At 72.2% G+C, this 16088-nt stretch carries 18 protein-coding genes; 6 read left to right on the top strand and 12 right to left on the bottom strand.

Annotated elements, in window-relative coordinates:
• Positions 1–30: 30 nt before the first annotated feature.
• Together ABD127_RS15425 and ABD127_RS15420 are read right to left on the bottom strand one after the other, a co-directional pair.
• Positions 31–1326 (bottom strand): DUF7933 domain-containing protein, encoded by a 1296-nt coding sequence (locus ABD127_RS15425; RefSeq protein WP_344203109.1) that lies wholly within the window; start codon positions 1324–1326, stop codon positions 31–33.
• A 158-nt stretch (positions 1327–1484) separates the two neighbouring features.
• The gene (locus tag ABD127_RS15420; RefSeq protein WP_344203108.1) at positions 1485–1643 is read right to left on the bottom strand and encodes a hypothetical protein; all 159 of its coding nucleotides are present in this window, start codon (positions 1641–1643) and stop codon (positions 1485–1487) included.
• Between the two features lie 218 nt (positions 1644–1861).
• Between ABD127_RS15420 and ABD127_RS15415 the strand changes: the two genes are divergently transcribed.
• Positions 1862–2539: a class F sortase gene (locus ABD127_RS15415; protein ID WP_344203106.1), complete on the top strand. Its 678-nt coding sequence runs from the start codon at positions 1862–1864 to the stop codon at positions 2537–2539.
• Positions 2540–2641: 102 nt separating this feature from the next.
• Positions 2642–4252 carry a peptide chain release factor 3 gene (locus ABD127_RS15410; RefSeq protein ID WP_344203104.1) on the top strand — a complete coding sequence of 537 codons (1611 nt, stop codon included), beginning with the start codon at positions 2642–2644 and terminating at the stop codon, positions 4250–4252.
• Between the two features lie 22 nt (positions 4253–4274).
• On the opposite strand, the gene ABD127_RS15405 is transcribed toward ABD127_RS15410, so the two are convergent.
• Both ABD127_RS15405 and ABD127_RS15400 read right to left on the bottom strand, forming a co-directional pair.
• Positions 4275–5315: a sensor histidine kinase gene (locus ABD127_RS15405; RefSeq protein ID WP_344203102.1), complete on the bottom strand. Its 1041-nt coding sequence runs from the start codon at positions 5313–5315 to the stop codon at positions 4275–4277.
• A 171-nt stretch (positions 5316–5486) separates the two neighbouring features.
• The gene (locus tag ABD127_RS15400) at positions 5487–6044 is read right to left on the bottom strand and encodes a TetR/AcrR family transcriptional regulator (RefSeq protein ID WP_344203100.1); all 558 of its coding nucleotides are present in this window, start codon (positions 6042–6044) and stop codon (positions 5487–5489) included.
• Between the two features lie 82 nt (positions 6045–6126).
• Here ABD127_RS15400 and ABD127_RS15395 point away from each other — a divergent pair, with 82 nt between their 5' ends.
• Both ABD127_RS15395 and ABD127_RS15390 read left to right on the top strand, forming a co-directional pair.
• Positions 6127–6846: an SDR family oxidoreductase gene (locus ABD127_RS15395; protein WP_344203099.1), complete on the top strand. Its 720-nt coding sequence runs from the start codon at positions 6127–6129 to the stop codon at positions 6844–6846.
• 120 nt (positions 6847–6966) lie between these two features.
• The gene (locus ABD127_RS15390; protein ID WP_344203097.1) at positions 6967–8022 is read left to right on the top strand and encodes an NAD(P)-dependent alcohol dehydrogenase; all 1056 of its coding nucleotides are present in this window, start codon (positions 6967–6969) and stop codon (positions 8020–8022) included.
• On the opposite strand, the gene ABD127_RS15385 is transcribed toward ABD127_RS15390, so the two are convergent.
• From ABD127_RS15385 to ABD127_RS15365, 5 genes are all read right to left on the bottom strand, one after another.
• On the bottom strand, positions 8019–8597 hold the full coding sequence (locus tag ABD127_RS15385) for a hypothetical protein (RefSeq protein ID WP_344203095.1): 579 nt from the start codon (positions 8595–8597) through the stop codon (positions 8019–8021). The genes ABD127_RS15390 and ABD127_RS15385 overlap by 4 nt on opposite strands.
• A 48-nt stretch (positions 8598–8645) precedes the next feature.
• On the bottom strand, positions 8646–9206 hold the full coding sequence (locus ABD127_RS15380) for a cytochrome b (protein WP_344203093.1): 561 nt from the start codon (positions 9204–9206) through the stop codon (positions 8646–8648).
• Positions 9207–9218: 12 nt separating this feature from the next.
• Positions 9219–9470, bottom strand: a complete 252-nt coding sequence (locus tag ABD127_RS15375; protein ID WP_344203091.1) for a helix-turn-helix domain-containing protein — start codon at positions 9468–9470, stop codon at positions 9219–9221.
• On the bottom strand, positions 9470–9976 hold the full coding sequence (locus ABD127_RS15370; protein ID WP_344203089.1) for a DUF2975 domain-containing protein: 507 nt from the start codon (positions 9974–9976) through the stop codon (positions 9470–9472). Before ABD127_RS15370 ends, ABD127_RS15375 begins: the two co-directional genes overlap by 1 nt.
• 69 nt (positions 9977–10045) lie before the next feature.
• A complete protein-coding gene (locus ABD127_RS15365) occupies positions 10046–10483 on the bottom strand; it encodes a DUF2000 family protein (protein ID WP_344203088.1) in 438 nt (145 codons plus the stop codon).
• Between the two features lie 48 nt (positions 10484–10531).
• Here ABD127_RS15365 and ABD127_RS15360 point away from each other — a divergent pair, with 48 nt between their 5' ends.
• Positions 10532–11308 carry a helix-turn-helix transcriptional regulator gene (locus ABD127_RS15360; protein WP_344203086.1) on the top strand — a complete coding sequence of 259 codons (777 nt, stop codon included), beginning with the start codon at positions 10532–10534 and terminating at the stop codon, positions 11306–11308.
• A gap of 42 nt (positions 11309–11350) precedes the next feature.
• A complete protein-coding gene (locus tag ABD127_RS15355; protein WP_344203084.1) occupies positions 11351–12031 on the top strand; it encodes an SDR family NAD(P)-dependent oxidoreductase in 681 nt (226 codons plus the stop codon).
• A gap of 20 nt (positions 12032–12051) precedes the next feature.
• On the opposite strand, the gene ABD127_RS15350 is transcribed toward ABD127_RS15355, so the two are convergent.
• The 3 genes from ABD127_RS15350 to ABD127_RS15340 form a co-directional block, all read right to left on the bottom strand.
• A complete protein-coding gene (locus tag ABD127_RS15350; protein WP_344203698.1) occupies positions 12052–12720 on the bottom strand; it encodes a histidine phosphatase family protein in 669 nt (222 codons plus the stop codon).
• A 67-nt stretch (positions 12721–12787) separates the two neighbouring features.
• Complete coding sequence (locus tag ABD127_RS15345; RefSeq protein ID WP_344203082.1) at positions 12788–14428, bottom strand: long-chain-fatty-acid--CoA ligase; 1641 nt, start codon at positions 14426–14428, stop codon at positions 12788–12790.
• A gap of 27 nt (positions 14429–14455) precedes the next feature.
• Positions 14456–16087: a long-chain-fatty-acid--CoA ligase gene (locus ABD127_RS15340; protein WP_344203081.1), complete on the bottom strand. Its 1632-nt coding sequence runs from the start codon at positions 16085–16087 to the stop codon at positions 14456–14458.
• Position 16088 lies beyond the last annotated feature (1 nt).

The raw sequence follows: 16088 nt of genomic DNA, 5'->3' as shown, positions 1-16088 counted from the left end.
TCCGGGTGTCAGCCCGGTCGTGTCACGTCCTCACGCGGCGTGACGGCGACGAGCCTGCACGGCCACTCCGCCGAGCAGCACCACGCCGAGCGCGCCGGCGCCGACGAGCGGCCACACGGACTGCTCGTCGAGACCCGTGAGCGGGGCGCCCGGGCCGGCCGGGGCCGCCGGGGCGGCGTACGAGACGGCCGAGCTGCCCGGCAGGTTGAGACCGACGGCCGAGACGTTGGCCGCCGAGTTCGTGTAGGTGCCGGTCGCCGTGGCCTTCACGGGAACGGTGAGCTCGCAGGCGACCTCGCCGGCGTCCAGGAGGCCGTCGTTCAGCACGACGGACGCCGCGCCCACCGGGGCGGTGACGGTCGCGTCGCAGGTGCTGACGACGTCGCCGGCGACGGTGAGGCCGGCCGGCAGGTTGTCGGTGAAGCTCCAGCCGTCCTTGACGCTGAGCTCGGACGTGTTGGTCACCGTGAGCACGAGGTTCGTGACCGTGCCGGGGGCCAGGGTCTTGCCCTCGTCGGTGAACTTCTTGTCGAGCTGCGGGGTGACGTCCAGCAGGGTGATGTCGTCGTAGGCGTGGTCGTTGCCGCCGCCGCTGCCCTGCTCGTTGCGCAGGACGATGCCGACGGCATCGCCCGTGAAGAGCGCCGCGTTGCCGCCGAGCAGGGTCGTCGCGTAGGCGTCGTCCGAGCCCGCAGGGGCCGTGGTGCACGGGTTCAGCGCGGTGTTGTTCACGCGCGTCTCGGTGGTGCCGTCGACCAGGTAGAAGACGAGAGCCGGAGCAAGAGCACGCGCACAGTTGACCGCGGCGACGTTGGCCGAGACGGTCAGGAACCGGCCGCCGGCATCGAGGTTGAGCGGGGCCTCGGTGGTGAACTCGATGGCGTTCGCGCCGGGGTTGGCGTCCGTGTAGGCGGTGACCGCGAAGTTCGCGGCCCCCTGCGACTTGCCGGCCGTGTTCCCGAGGACCGTGGCGAGCTCGCGCATGTTCTCGCTGCCGACGCCCGGCGCGACACCGAGGTAGCCGACGGCGGTGAACGCTGAGTCCGGCGTCGTGCCGTCGATGATCAGGCCGTTGCCGGCGACCGGGTTGAGCCAGGGCGCGTCGGCCGAGTACGTCGTGGGGAACGTCGGCACGTAGTCCTCGAGCTGGGTCAGCGATCCCGGCTGGACGCCGGTGTCGAAGCCCTCGCTCAGGAGGACGGTCGGGTCGGCCGGCACTCCGGGGTTGCCGGCGGCGGCGGTGGCGCCCGAGCCGGTCAGCAGGGTGGCCCCCAGCACGAGCACGGAGGCTCCGAGGGCGGTGGCGCGGGCGGAACGGTTCTTCACGGGGGCTCCCAAGAGGGTGAGGATGAGGCGAAAGGCCCTGGCTTTGCGGGACCTGTGGCCCCAGTCGCCACAAGATTCGGGGGTGATGCGGCGTTCTCGCGCCCGAACTCCACGGAAAGCGGCTTCCGCGCAGCGAATTGACCCCCTTTCGGAGGTCGTCAGCGTGACCCGTCGACCAGTGCCGCGTGCAGCGAGTGGAGGGCTCGGTCGTACGTGCGCAGAGCCTCGCGTCGGTCCTCGTCCGACGCGGCGCGGCGGTACCGGGCGAACGCCTCCGCGCAGTCGTGGTGTGCGTCCTCGACCTCGGGCACGGCCATGGTCACCTCGCTCTCGGTCGTGGTTCTTGCGCGACAGGCTGCACCAGGCGTGCGGCGGCGTCCCTCATCGGGAGGGATCTGCCACGGTCCGCTCCGCAATTGACCTCCGTTCGGGGGTCAATCGGGGCGGGGCGGGCTGCGCGGCCCCCGAGGGCCATCCGCAGGGGCGTGGGTTGCTCCTACGATGCTGCGACATCCGGAGAGCATCAGGAGGGGTCGTGGCTGCACGTCGGGCTGCCCGTCGCCGTGCGCGGCGTCGTCCGCGTCGCCTGACCGTGGTGGTCTGCCTGGTGCTCGGGGCTGGTCTGGTCGCGGTGGCCGTGGTCGGTCTGGTGCAGCGGTTCGACGCCACCCACGGCGATCCGGCAGTGATCGACGACGGCGTGGTGACACAGACCGGTGACCCCGACGAGACGCCGCCGGATCCTGCGTGTCTCAGCGACTACGCCGACGACGACCCGAAGCGGTTCTCGGTCGCCTCGATCGACGTCACCGGGTGCATGCAGAAGGTCGGGGTCGACCGGGAGGACCGGATCGCGGCACCGAGCAACCTGCACGTCGCGGGATGGTTCGTCGACGCCGCACGTCCCGGGACCGAGGGGCTGAGCATCGTGGTGGGCCACCAGACCGGCAAGTACGTCGGCGGGATCTTCGACCACCTGGTCGACGTCGAGGCGGGTGACGAGATCACGATCGAGCTCGGTGACGGGAGCGTCGAGAGCTACACGATCACGAGCGCCGAGACGCACCCCGTGGAGGACACGATGGCGTCGCTGTACGCCGACGCCGAGGCCCAGGGTGCGTCGCTCGCGCTCATCACCTGCTCGGGACCGTACGACTCGAAGATCGATCAGCGGCGCGACCGGCTCGTCGTGCTCGCAGCGTCGGCGCCCTGAGGAATTGACCCCCGAAAGGGGTCAGGTTCGCGGCGTCACGGGTCGACGAGGTGGACCGTGCCGATACCGTCAGGGGGTGACTCCCGCGAAGACCCCCGGCCCGTGACCCCTCCCGCTGCAGCGACGTCGAACCAGCCGGCCGCCGTCCTCGCGCAGGCCGCCCGCCGGCGCACGTTCGCGGTCATCTCCCACCCGGACGCCGGCAAGTCGACGCTCACCGAGGCGCTCGCCCTCCACGCCCACGCGATCACCGCGGCCGGCGCCACGCACGGCAAGGCGGGTCGCAAGGCCACCGTCTCGGACTGGATGGAGATGGAGCAGGCGCGCGGCATCTCGATCTCGTCGACCGCGCTGCAGTTCGAGTACGAGGACACCGTGTTCAACCTCGTCGACACCCCGGGGCACGCCGACTTCTCCGAGGACACCTACCGCGTGCTCTCGGCGGTGGACTTCGCCGTGATGCTCCTGGACGGCGGCAAGGGCCTGGAGCCGCAGACCCTGAAGCTGTTCGACGTGTGTCGCCGCAGCGGCATCCCGGTCATCACCCTCGTCAACAAGTGGGACCGGCCGGGCCTGGACGCGCTCGAGCTGATGGACCAGATCCAGACCGAGATCGACCTGCACCCGACGCCCCTGACGTGGCCGGTCGGGATCGCCGGCGACTTCCGCGGCGTGATCGACCGTCGCGACGACACCTGCATCGAGTACCTCCGTACCGCCGGCGGCGCCACGATCGCCCCGCAGGCGATCCACACCCCCGACGAGGCGTCCGAGCTGTTCGGGGAGGTCTGGAGCGCCGCCCGCGAGGAGGTCGACCTGCTCGACGCCTCCGACAGCACCTACGACCCCGAGACGTTCCTCGCCGGGACGTCGACCCCGGTGCTCTTCGCCGCCGCCGCCCTCAACTTCGGCATCGGCCAGCTCCTGGAGACCATGCTCACGGTGGCGCCCGCGCCGGCCCCGCGCCCGGGTGCCGACGGGCAGCTGCGACCGGTCGACGCCGACTTCAGCGCGTTCGTGTTCAAGATCCAGGCCGGCATGAACACCGCCCACCGCGACCACGTGGCCTTCGCCCGCATCTGCTCGGGCGTCTTCCGTCGGGGCGACGTGCTGACCCACGCGCAGAGCGGGCGACCGTTCGCGACCAAGTACGCCCAGAGCCTGTTCGGCCGTGAGCGCGAGACCGCCGAGATCGCGTTTCCCGGTGACGTGATCGGCCTGGTCAACGCCTCCCAGCTCGCCATCGGCGACACGCTCTTCGCCGACTCGCCGGTGCAGTTCCCGCCGATCCCGAGCTTCGCGCCGGAGCACTTCGCCGTCATCAGGGCGCGCGACACGGGCCGGTACAAGCAGTTCCGCCGCGGCATCGAGCAGCTCGACCGCGAGGGCGTCGTGCAGGTGCTGCGCTCGAACCTGCGCGGCGACCAGGCGCCCGTGCTCGCCGCGGTCGGTCCGATGCAGTTCGAGGTCGTGGTCGACCGCCTGAAGCGCGAGTTCTCCACCGAGGTCAGCCTCGACCACCTCGACTACCAGCTGGCCCTGCAGGTCGACCGCGCCGGCGCGGACACCGTCAACTCCTCGGCCGGCGCCGAGGTGCTGGAGCGCACGGACGGCACCCTGCTGGCCGTCTTCACCGATCGCTGGCGCATGCAGCGCATCGCTCGGGCGCATCCCGACCTCACGCTGGAGTCCCTGGCCGCCGGCGTCGTCTGACCGCCGGCCGTCGACGGCTCCCTCAGGTGCCGACCGCCGGGCGCAGGAGGACCGTCGCCTCGGTGCCGACGCCGAGCTCGCTGCGGAGGTCGACCCGGCCACCCTGGCGCTGGAGCAGGCGCCGCGCGCTGGACAGCCCGAGACCCGACCCGCCGTCGCCCTCGACGGCGAACCGGCCGCGACGGCGCGGCTCGAAGATCGCGGCGAGGTCGGCGGGGTCGATGCCACGACCCGTGTCACGGACGAGGACGGTCGGGACCGGGTCACGCGCGACCTCGACCTGCACGGGGCCGTTGCTGTACCGCAGCGCGTTGTCGAGGAGGTTGGCCAGCGCGCGGATGAGGGTCGGCGGGTGCGCCTGGGCGACCACGGAGGTGGGCTCGATGATCTCGACGCGGCGCAGCGCCTCGCCGTGCCCGACGACGTTGACCGCGACGGCGACGCCGTCGCGCAGGTTGTAGTCCTGCAGCGGCAGGACGAGCTGGTCGACGAACGAGTTCTTCACGTGGGTCCGGAGGTCGTCGACCATCGTCAGCAGGTGCTCGACCGACGCCTCGACCTGCGCGATCTGCTGGCCGGTCACGGTGCCGGCCTCCATCCCCTCCAGCGTCCAGCGCAGGCTCGCCAGCGGCGAGACCAGGTCGTGCGCCATCGCCTCGAGGAACGCGCGGTGGTCCTCGGCGGCGGCGTGCTCGGCCGACTCGTCGCGGACGATCTTCATGTAGCCGTCGACCTCGCCGTCGGCGCCGCGGCGGGCCATGATGACGACGTCGGCCCAGAACAGCGACCCGTCGGCCCGCACGCGCCATCCGGAGTTCTCGACGTGGTCCTCGCGCTCGGCGGTGCGCAGCAGCAGCTCCGGCAGCCCCAGCTCACGGTCGACCTCACGGTAGAAGCGCTCGAACGAGGTGCCCAGGACCTCCTCGGCCGTGTAGCCCTTGATGAGCTCCGCGCCGCGGTTCCACTGGCGGACGACGCCGTTGCGGTCCAGGCCGATGATGCCGACCGCGTACACCTCGTGTGGCCACGACGACTGCCACGATCCGTTTCCTGTCGTTGACATGCGAGATCCCTCTGCTCCGCACATCCCCGACGGCGCGCCCGCACCCTGTGCCCTCGTCCCGCTGGTGTGGTTCGAGTCGTGCCGCTGCACGAGCTCGGGGCCGGTCCCACCAGCAGGTCTCCCGGTCCCATGATGCCGTGGTCCGGGGTCAATCGGCACCCTCCGACAGGATCAGGTGCTGCGGGGCGGCAGTGCGGTCAGCGCGGTCGACGCGATGGCGAGGATCTCCTCGGCCGTGCCGCCGTCGCGGGCGCTGCCCGACATGCCGCGCATCACCGCGAGCAGGAACGCGGCGAGCTGCTCGGTCGAGGTGTCCGGCGGGAGGTCGCCGTCGGCCACGCCCTGCTCGAGCCGCTCCTGAACGCGCTGCTGCACGACCGCCCGCTGACCCGCGAGTCGCGGCTCGGTCAGCATGAGGCACCCCGGCGGGGTGCCGGCCGCGGTGTGGGCGCGGGCGGTGCCGTCGAGCATCTCGGCGATCGCCTCGTGGACGTCGGTGCGCGCGACCGCCCGGTCGACCCCCTCGCAGGTGCGCGCGAAGTAGGCCTCGGACGCCTCCTCGAACAGGCGGTCCTTGTCGCCGAACGCTGCGTAGAGGCTGGGCGGGGTGATGCCCATGGCCCGGGTCAGCATCGCGATCGAGGTCTCCTCGTACCCGGTGCGCCAGAACTGCTCGACGGCGGCCGCGAGCGCGGCGTCGCGGTCGAAGCTGCGGGGTCGTCCGGCCATGGGGCCAGCATACCGTAGTGATCGTTATGAAATGTGCTACCGTCGACCTCATTCCATAACGATCACTACAGAAAGAGCGAAGATGAAGATCGAGAACGCCGTGGTGCTGGTCACCGGAGCCAACCGGGGCATCGGCGCCGAGTTCGTCGCGCAGCTGCAGGCGCGGGGTGCGGCGAAGATCTACGCCGCTGCCCGCGATGCGAGCACCATCACGGCCGCCGGGGTCGAGGCGCTGGAGCTCGACGTCACCGACCCCGAGCAGGTCCGTGCCGCTGCCGCGGCGGCGGGCGACGTCCAGCTCCTGGTCAACAACGCCGGCATCTCCACCGGCACGTCGCTCGTCAGCGGCGACCTGGCCGCCATTCGGCGCGAGATGGAGACGAACTTCTTCGGCCCGCTGCAGACGACCCGTGCCTTCGCCCCCGTGCTGGCCGCCAACGGTGGCGGTGCGGTGGTCAACGTGGTCTCGGCACTGTCGTGGTTCACCGTGCCCGGCGCGGGTGCGTACGCCGCGTCGAAGGCCGCGGCCTGGAGCCTCACCGACAGCACGCGGCTCGAGCTCGCGGCCCAGGGCACCCACGTCGTGGGTGTCCACATGGGTCTGGTCGACACCGACATGGCGCAGGGCGTCGACGCCCCGAAGATCTCCCCGGCGGCCCTCGCGTCTGCCGGCCTGGACGCCGTCGAGTCGGGTCGGGTCGAGGTCGTCGCCGACGAGTGGGCGACCTTCGTCAAGAGCGGCCTGACCCTCGACCCGACGGAGCGCTACGAGCAGATCTTCGCCGCCCTCCGCGCGAGCTGACGCAGGCGTCCTGCCCGCGGTGGGCACGGGCGGGGCTGTGGGGTAGAACTGGTAGTACAAGTTTCAATGATGCAGGTCGCGGCGATCCCGCGGCTGCGACTCCAGAGAGAAGGACCGGCCATGAAGGCTGTCGTCTTCGACCAGTACAAGACCACGCCGAGCCTGAAGGAGGTCGACAAGCCGCGCCCCGGGCCCGGCGAGGTCCTCCTGAAGGTCGCCGGTGCGGGCGCCTGCCACTCCGACATCGCGGTCTTCCGCGAGTTCGACGAGTCGTTCGGCCCGGCGCAGCTCAAGCCGTCGTTCATCCTCGGCCACGAGAGCTCCGGCTGGGCCGAGGAGCTCGGTGACGGGGTCGAGGGCATCACCCTCGGCGACGCGTTCCTCGTCTACGGGCCGATGGGCTGCGGCCACTGCCGCGCCTGCTCGCGCGGCCAGGACACGTACTGCGAGAACGCGGCGACGATGCCGCACCTCGCCACGGGCCTCGGGCGTGACGGCGGCATGGCCGAGTACGTCTCGGTGCCGGTCCGCAACCTCGTGCCGCTCGGCGATGCCGACCCGGTCGCCGCCGCGCCGCTGTCCGACGCGGGCCTGACCCCGTACCACGCGATCAAGACGTCGCTCCCGGCCCTCGCGGGTGGTGGCAAGAGCGCCCTGGTCATCGGTCTGGGCGGCCTCGGGCAGATCGCCGTGCAGATCCTCACCGCGCTCACGGGTGCCACGGTCATCGCGACCGACACCAAGCAGGACGCGATGGAGCGTGCGGCCGCGAACGGCGCCGTCACCGTGCCGGGCGGCCCCGGCCAGGCTGACGCGATCCGCGAGCTGACGGGCGGCAAGGGGGTCGACGCCGTGTTCGACTTCGTCGGCGCCGGACCGACGATCGCCCTGGCGATGGGCGTCGTGGCGCTGCGCGGTCGGGTGACCGTCGTCGGCATCGCGAACGGCACCTTCGAGTGGAACTTCTACGCCGTCCCGTACGAGGTCGAGCTGACCAGCACGTACTGGGGAACCGTCGAGGAGCTGCACGAGGTCGTCGACCTCTACCGCGCGGGCCAGATCACGCCGCAGGTGTCGGTCTACGCCCTCGACGACGCGCTGGAGGCGTATCGCGCGCTCGAGGCCGGCGAGCTCAGCGGCCGCGCCGTCGTGGCGCCGCACGGCGCCACGGTCTAGGCCCTCTCCCGGTCGTCGGCGGGCCTGGCCAGGGCGAGCCAGCCCCACCCGGCGGCGAGCAGCACCATCGCCAGCACGCCCCACGGTCGGTAGACGTGCTCCTGCCAGAACATGACCCCGCCCACCAGCACCAGCACGGCGCCGGGCACCGTCCGCAGCACGCCGGAGGCGCGGGCGACCGCGGCGATCGCGAGGACCGACGCCGCGAGGTAGGCGTAGCTGCCGACGTCGCCGAGGTCCGTGGCCACCCCGAACACGACGCCCAGGTCCTCGGAGCGGGCGTGCTTGAGTGCTCCTGCCGTGATGCCCGCGACGACGTCCAGGCTCGTGTAGAAGCACGCGTAGACGAAGGCCAGCACCCCGACGACGACCCCGGCCGCGCGGCTCGAGCGGCGGGCGAGCAGCCAGGGTCCGAGGGCCAGCAGCGGGAAGACCGGCAGCAGGACCGTGTGCATCATCTGCCAGTGGTGCGCGGCCTCGAAGGTCAGCCTCGGCGGGTGCGTCAGGCCGACGGCGGCCGTGAGGAGCGGCGGGACCGTGACGGCGGCGAGGAGGAGGCGTGCGCGGTGGTCCATCCCCTCACGGTAGGTGCGAGCGGCGGGCGGCGCCGGTGGACGTGGTCCTCAGAGCATGCGGCTGAGCGTGCGACGGCGGATCGCGAGCCCGACGTGCACCGCCAGGGCGACGTAAAGGGTGAGGTGGCCGCCCACGTGCAGCCCGACCATGAGGTCGTCGCTGACGACGTCGAGCGGTGGGAGCCACTCCCGTCGGTCCTCCAGCTCGCGCTCCTCGCCCGAGAGGAACAGCAGGGCGAGGCCACTGAGCGGGATCACGAACAGGGTCGCGTACAGCACGCGCTCGGTCCAGCTCTCGATCGTCCTGGCCACGGGTCCGAGCCGCTCCGACCACGGCGGCAGCGGTGTGGCCAGGCGCCACAGGAGTCGGATCGTCGCCACCGCGAGGATCAGGACGCCGAGCCCCGCGTGCAGGAAGACCAGCTGGTCGTCGCCGGCGCGCACGCGGTCGCCGCCGGAGCCGCCGGAGGAGTCCTGCTCGAAGAGGGCCTCCGAGAACGCCTCCATCCCGTAGCCGAGGACGAGCTGGAGGGTGAGCAGCCCGACCGTCAGCCAGTGGAGCAGGACCGTGACGGACCCATATCCCTGGGGGCCGTTGAGGAGTCGCACCTCGTCATCGAATCACCGCTCGGGCGTCGCGGCGACCGGGCGGTCGCCGTCGCCGCCCTCGTCGGGCTCCCACCGCAGGAGGTCGCCGGGCTGGCAGTCGAGCACCTCGCACAGAGCGGCGAGGGTGCTGAAGCGGACGGCCTTGGCGCGACCGTTCTTCAGGACCGCGAGGTTGGCCGGGGTGATGCCGACCAGGTCGGCGAGCGTGCCGACCGACATCTTGCGGCGGGCCAGCATGACGTCGACGTCCACGACGATCGGCATCAGATGACCTCGTCGAGCTCGGACTGCAGGTGCTTCGCCTGGGAGTCGAGGGCGACGGCCTGCACCAGCAGGGTCCGCATCACGTAGACCACCAGGGCCACGCCCGCGACCACGAGGGCGAAGCCGCAGACCAGCCCGACCAGGCCGGGAGCGACCTCGTCCCCGGGCGTCGCGTGGTTGGCGAAGCGGGCGACCACCGCGATCGCCAGGACCAGGACCGAGGCGGTGCCGAGGGCGCCGATCACGAGGTCGACGTAGCGGAACGCGGCGTGCGAGAAGACCGTGCCGCGTCGCACCATCGTCAGCAGCCGCCAGATGCCGACGGCGACGACCTGCAGCGTCGCCACGCCCGCGACCCCGATCACCGTCAGCGCGACGTCGGTGCCGGTGGGCGCGGCCGTGGTGCCGAGCCACAGTGCCGCGACCAGACCCGCCTGCACGGCGACCGACCCCACCAGCGCGAGGGCGATCACCCCGCGGAGAACCGTGATGACCCAGGCGCTCATGGCCCCTCCTCTTGTCGTTGCTCGATACAATCTATCGAAAAACGATCGAACAGTCGAGGGCCGAACGGTTCAGACGTGCATCCGGGCGCCCTTCACGATCTTGTCCACGGCGTTGCGCGGTGCCCGCACCCCGAGGCCGACCAGGTCGAGCCCGTCGGCCGCGACCGCTGCGACCGCAGCCCGGTTCGCCTCGTCGTGACCGGTCGCGAAGAGGTCGGCGGTGTAGATCGCGGCCACGACCCCGCGCTGCTCGGCCCTGGCCCGGGCCGAGGCGAGGACCTCGGCGCTCGCCGTCAGCACCACGACCGGCTGGCGCAGCATCGGGAGGTACTCGTGGCCGTCGGCGTCGCGGTAGGGCTCCCCGACGAGGTCGGGGGCGCTCGTCGCGACGCCGCTCATGAGGAACGCCGTGACGTTGAGCTCCTGCCACGGCAGGAGGTCGTCGCGCAGCACGATCGCGACCTTGGTGTCGAAGCGGACGGGCGGGATGTTCTCGGGTGTCGTCACCCCTCGATCGTGGCCCGAGCGCGCGCGGAGGTCTTGTACGTTCTGTGCATGGGTGGCTCCCTCCAGGCGTGGGACCCGGGCGTCCCGGGTCTGCGCGAGGTGCTCTACGCGACGGCGACCGACCACGCCTACCCCCGTCACACGCACGACGAGTGGACCGTGCTGGTCGTCGACGAGGGCACCGTGGCCTACGACCTCGACCGCAGCTCGCGCCACACGACGTCGACGACGCTCACGGTGCTGCCGCCCGGCGTCCCGCACGACGGCCAGCCCGCCGACGCCGGCGGCACCTTCAGCAAGCGCGTGCTCTACCTCGCTGACGAGTGGCTCCCGGACCGCGCCGTCGGCGCCGCGGTGGACCGCAGCGAGGTGCTCGACCCGGCGGCCCGAGCCGTTCTCGAGCGCCTGCACGAGGCGGCCCGCGACCACCGCGAGGTGATGGCGGTCGAGGGCGAGCTGCTCGGTCTGCGCGACCGTCTGCTCGACCACCTCGGCCAGACGTCCGGCCCGGTGCGCGACAACCCGCTCGCGCGCCGCCTCAGGACGATGCTCGACGACCGGTTGACCGAGCCCTTCACGGTCGCTGCGGCCGCAGCGGAGCTCGGGGTCAACGCGAGCCACCTGACCCGATCCTTCACGCTGGCCTACGGCATCGCCCCGCACCAGTACGTCGTGGGCCGCCGGGTGCAGCGCGCCCGCCGTCTGCTGCTCGGCGGCAGCAGCGTGGCCGAGGCCGCGGTGGGCGCAGGCTTCCACGACCAGTCGCACCTGACCCGCCACTTCCGCCGGGTCCTCGGCACGACTCCGGCACGCCTCGCGGCGTGAGACGCGGCTGACCGGATGCCCGCGAGGTCCTAGGCTGCGGACGTGGATCTCCAGCTCGCCGGCAAGGTCGTGCTCGTCGTGGGTGGCCACGGACTCGTGGGTCGCGCCGTCGTCGAGCGGTTGCGCGACGAGGGCGCCACGGTGGTGCCGGCGTCACGCACCGCGCCTGACGGACTCGCGCTCGACGCGGCCGACGACGCGTCCGTCGCCGAGGGGTTCGCGGCAGTCATGCGCGAGCACGGACGGCTCGACGGGCTGGTCGTCACCGCAGCGCCGAGTGCCCGCACCCTCGACCCGACGCGCAACAGCGAGCCCGCGCAGGTCGCCGAGGCGTTCGCCGGCAAGACCTTGACGTTCCTGCGTCTCGCCAACGCGGCGCTCGAGCCGATGCTGCAGCAGGGGCACGGCAGCATCGTCGGCATCAGCGGCCAGGGTGCCTTCGCGACCGGCAACATCGCCGGCTCGGTGCGCAACGCCGCGCTGATCGTCGCGGCGAAGCACCTCGCGGACCAGGCGGCCGGCACCGGTGTCACGGTCAACGTCGTCTCGCCGGGTCTCGTGACCGAGACGCCCGGCGCGGAGGTCGCGCACGGCGGCAGCGGCGAGTCGCGGCCCGCCGACACGGCCAGCCTCGTCGCCTTCCTGCTGTCGCCGCTGGCGGGCGCGGTCAGCGGCGAGTCGATCGCGGTCGGGCACCGCAGCCGCGGCTACACCGGCCTCTGACGGCGCGGGTCAGGCGCAGGTCATCGCGCCGACGGCGGGACGGGTTCGCCCGTCGGGTCCTCGGCCCGTGGCGGAGCGGCGAGGTCCGCTCCGCCGAGCGGGTGGCTGACGAGCTGGACGAGGTCCCACCCGCCGCTCGCCGAGCCGTCGATCTCGATCAGCCCGGTGTTGTCGATCGGGGTGCGAGACATCGCGTCGACGTCGACGCCCCGGACGCGCGAGGCGCTCCAGCACCGCATCGCGGCGCCGTGGCTGACGACGACCACGGTGTCGAGTCCCCAGGAGTCCACGGTCGCGAGCGCGTCGTCGTAGCGGCCGAGGAAGGCGTGCCCGTCGGGGCCGCCCGGCACGGCACGGTCCAGGTCGCCCTGGGGCCAGGCGAACACCGCTGCCAGGTAGTCGACGTGCGCCGCGTGGTCGCCGCGCCTCTCGAGGTCCCCGGCGTCGACCTCGCGGATCCCGGCGAGCTTGCGCTCGATCAGCCCACGCGCGTCGAGCAGCGGGCGCGCCGTCGCCGCGGTCCGACGCAGGGGCGACGTCACGACGGCGTCGATCCGGCGGTCCCGCAGCGCGGCGGGGATCGCGGCGGCCTGACGGCGTCCGAGGTCGGTCAGAGTCGGTCCGGGGACGCCGGTGTCGAGAAGTCCGTCGACGTTGGCCGTCGTCTGACCGTGGCGGACGAGGAGCATGCGCACGGCTCCATCGTCCGTCAGCCGGGCAAGCGGGACCGGCCCGGTCTCGCTGCGTGAGCCGAGATCAGGAGATGTCGCGCTCGTGCCCCTCCCAGTACGGGCGGCGCAGCTCGCGCTTGAGCACCTTGCCGGACGGGTTCCGGGGCAGGATCTCGACGACGTCGACCGACGTGGGGCACTTGTACCGGGCGATCCGGCTGCGGGCGTGCTCGATCACGTCGGCCTCCGTCAGCGTCCGTCCGGGGCGAGGGACGACGACGGCGTGCGGCGACTCGCCCCACTTCTCCGACGGCACGCCGATCACGGCGACCTCGAGCACGTCGGGGTGGGACATGATCGCGTTCTCGACTTCGGCGGGGTAGATGTTCTCCCCGCCGGAGGTCACGAGGTCCTTGATGCGGTCGCGCAGGAACAGGTGGCCGTCGGCGTCCAGGTAGCCGGCGTCGCCGGTGCGGAACCAGCCGTCCTCGGCGAACGCCTCGGCCGTGGCCGCCTCGTTGCGCCAGTACCCGACCGTGACGCAGCCGCCGCGGATGAGCACCTCGCCGGTCTCGCCCACGGCGCACCTCGCGCCCGTCTCGGTGTCGCGGACGTCGAGCTCCATGCCGTCGACCGCCTTGCCCGCCGACCGGAGGAGGGCGCTCGTGGCCGAGGTGTGGCTCTCCGGACCCAGCAGGGTCGCGACGCCGACGGTCTCGGTCAGGCCGTACGTCTGGGCGAGCCTGGCCCCGAAGACCTCCTGCGCCTTGACCATGACGGACTCCGAGATGGGCGATCCGCCGTACACGAGCCACTCGACGCACGAGAAGTCGATCGCGGCGACCTCGGGGTTCGAGATGAAGGCCTGGATCACGGTCGGCACCATGATGACGTGGGTCGTCTGGTGCTCGACCATGTGCGAGACCATCGCGTGCGGCGTGACCTCGGTGAACTGCACGATCCGACCGCCCGCGGCGATCGCGATGAGCGACCAACCCCCGGCGGCGATGTGGTAGTACGGCGTCGGCACGAGGCTGACCGAACGGGGTGAGACCTCGAAGCTCGCGCCGAAGTGCTCGACCGCCCAGAGGAACGCGGCGACGGTCGTCAGGACGCCCTTGGGTCGGCCCGTCGTGCCCGAGGAGTACATGACGAACGCGACGTCCTCGCCACGGCTGTCGCGGTGCGGATCGGCCTCGTCCGCAGCGGCGACGAACTCCTCGAACCTCGCCCAGCCGGCCGGCGCCTCGGGGCGGTCCGACTCCTGGCTGAAGACCAGGCGGGGACCGTCGACGACCGCGGAGGCGGCGTCGGTCACGCTGGCCAGGAGCACGTCCTCGACGATCAGGGCGCGCGGCGCGACGTCGCCGACGATGTACTCGACCTCGGCCGGCGCGAGGCGGAAGTTGACCGGCACGATCACCAGGCCGGCCTTCGAGGCGGCGAAGAACAGCTCCCAGTACTCGGTCGCGTTGCGCGCCAGCATCGCTACGCGGTCGCCCGGAGCGAGTCCGGCGGAGACGAGTCCTGCGGCGATGCGGCTCGAGCGCGCGTGGAGCTCACCGTGCGTGCGCCCCCGACCGTCGCCGACGACGACGGGAGCGTCCGGCGTCGCGGTCGCCGTCGTCCGGAGCAGGTCGGCCAGGCTCGATGCCCGACGCACGGTGGTCAGGAAGTCGAGCCGGCTCAGGTCGGGCGCCGGGGTCGTGGTGGTGGATGCAGCCATGGTCTGGACCGTCCGTCTCTCGCTGGTTCAGGCGTACGTCGACCGCAGGGCGGTCTTGAGGAGCTTGCCGCTGGCGTTGAGCGGCAGGGCGTCGACGAAGGCGACGTCGACGGGTGTCTTGAAGCCCGCGAGGCGCTCGCGCGACCACGCGATCAGGCCGGGCGCGTCGAGCGACTCGCCCGCGGGGCCCGCGGCCCGCACGACGACCGCCATGGGGGACTCGCCCCACTTCTCCGACGGGATGCCGATGACCGCGACGTGCGCGACGCCCGGGTGGCCGGTCAGCACGCTCTCGATCTCGGCGGGGTACACGTTCTCGCCGCCGGACACGATCATGTCCTTCAGCCGGTCGTGGAGGTAGAGGTAGCCGTCGGCGTCCATCGAGCCGCCGTCGCCCGTGCGGAGCCAGCCGTCCGGCGTCATCGCCGCGGCGGTCGCGTCGGGGTTCTCCCAGTAGCCCTTCATGACGTGGCCGCCACCGATCAGCACCTCACCGCGCTCCCCGAAGGGCAGGTCCGCGAGGGTGACCGGGTCGACCACGCGGACCGGCACGTTGGGCATCGGACGGCCGACCGAGCGCAGGCGGTGGGCCGTCTCCGGCGTCGGCAGGTGGTCCTCCGGCGACAGCATCGTGACGCCGCCGGTCGACTCGGTGAGCCCGTAGCTCTGCAGGAACTTGCACCCGAAGACCTCGGTCGCCTCGCGGAGCACCGGCTCGGGCATCGGCGACGAGCCGTAGATCATGTAGCGCAGGGCCGACCAGTCGCCCTGGCGGGCCTCGGGCAGGTTCAGCAGGAACTGGATCACGGTCGGCACGGCCACCGCGTGGGTCACGGCGTGCTCCTGCAGGATCTCGAGCAGGTGCTGCGGCGACTCCGGGTTGCGGAGCAGGAGTGCGGCCCCGTTCACGACGGCGATGATCGCCAGGCCGAAGCCGCTGACGTGGAAGAACGGGATCGGCGCGAGGGCCACGGCGGTGGTGTCGAGCTCGAGCAGGTAGTGCATCGCGGCGATGGCCTGACCCAGGTTGGCGCCGGTCAGCTCGATGCCCTTGGGACGGCCGGTCGTGCCGGAGGAGTAGAACATCAGCGCCGTGTCGTGGGGGTCGCGGGCGAACCCGGGGTCCTCGACGTCGGTCTGGCCCAGCCACTCGTCGTACCCCGTGGAGTGCTCGCCGGCCTCGACCGTCACGACCCGCTTCACGCCGGGCTGGGCGGCGGCGACCGCGGCGAGGCGCTCCTGCCCTCGACCGAGCACCACCACGGCCGGGCTGCTGTGGCCCAGGATGTACTCGACCTCGGGCGGCGTCAGGCGGAAGTTCACGGCCGTCGGGATCGCGCCCATCTTGGAGGCGCCGAACAGCACCGCGAGGAACGACGGAGCGTTCTCGCCGACGTAGGAGACGCGGTCGCCGACCTGCACGCCGTCGCGCAGAAGCGCCTGGGCGACCCGGTTGGAGGCCTGGTCGAGTCCGGCGAAGGTCGTGACGCGATCCGGTTCCACGACGGCGGGGAGGTCGGGGGTCGCGGCGGCGCGCCGGCGGACGATGTCCTCGATGCGCTCCACGCGCGTGCCGTCGGGGTGCAGCGCGTACTCGGGGTCGGTGTACTCCGGCGGCGTCGGCACCATGAACGGTGCGGTGTGCGCGCTCGTGCCCATG

Source organism: Aeromicrobium alkaliterrae (assembly GCF_039529015.1).
Lineage (GTDB): Bacteria > Actinomycetota > Actinomycetes > Propionibacteriales > Nocardioidaceae > Aeromicrobium > Aeromicrobium alkaliterrae.
The sequence above is the reverse complement of the archived record's forward strand: the minus strand, read 5'-3'. Positions and strand labels throughout refer to the sequence as shown.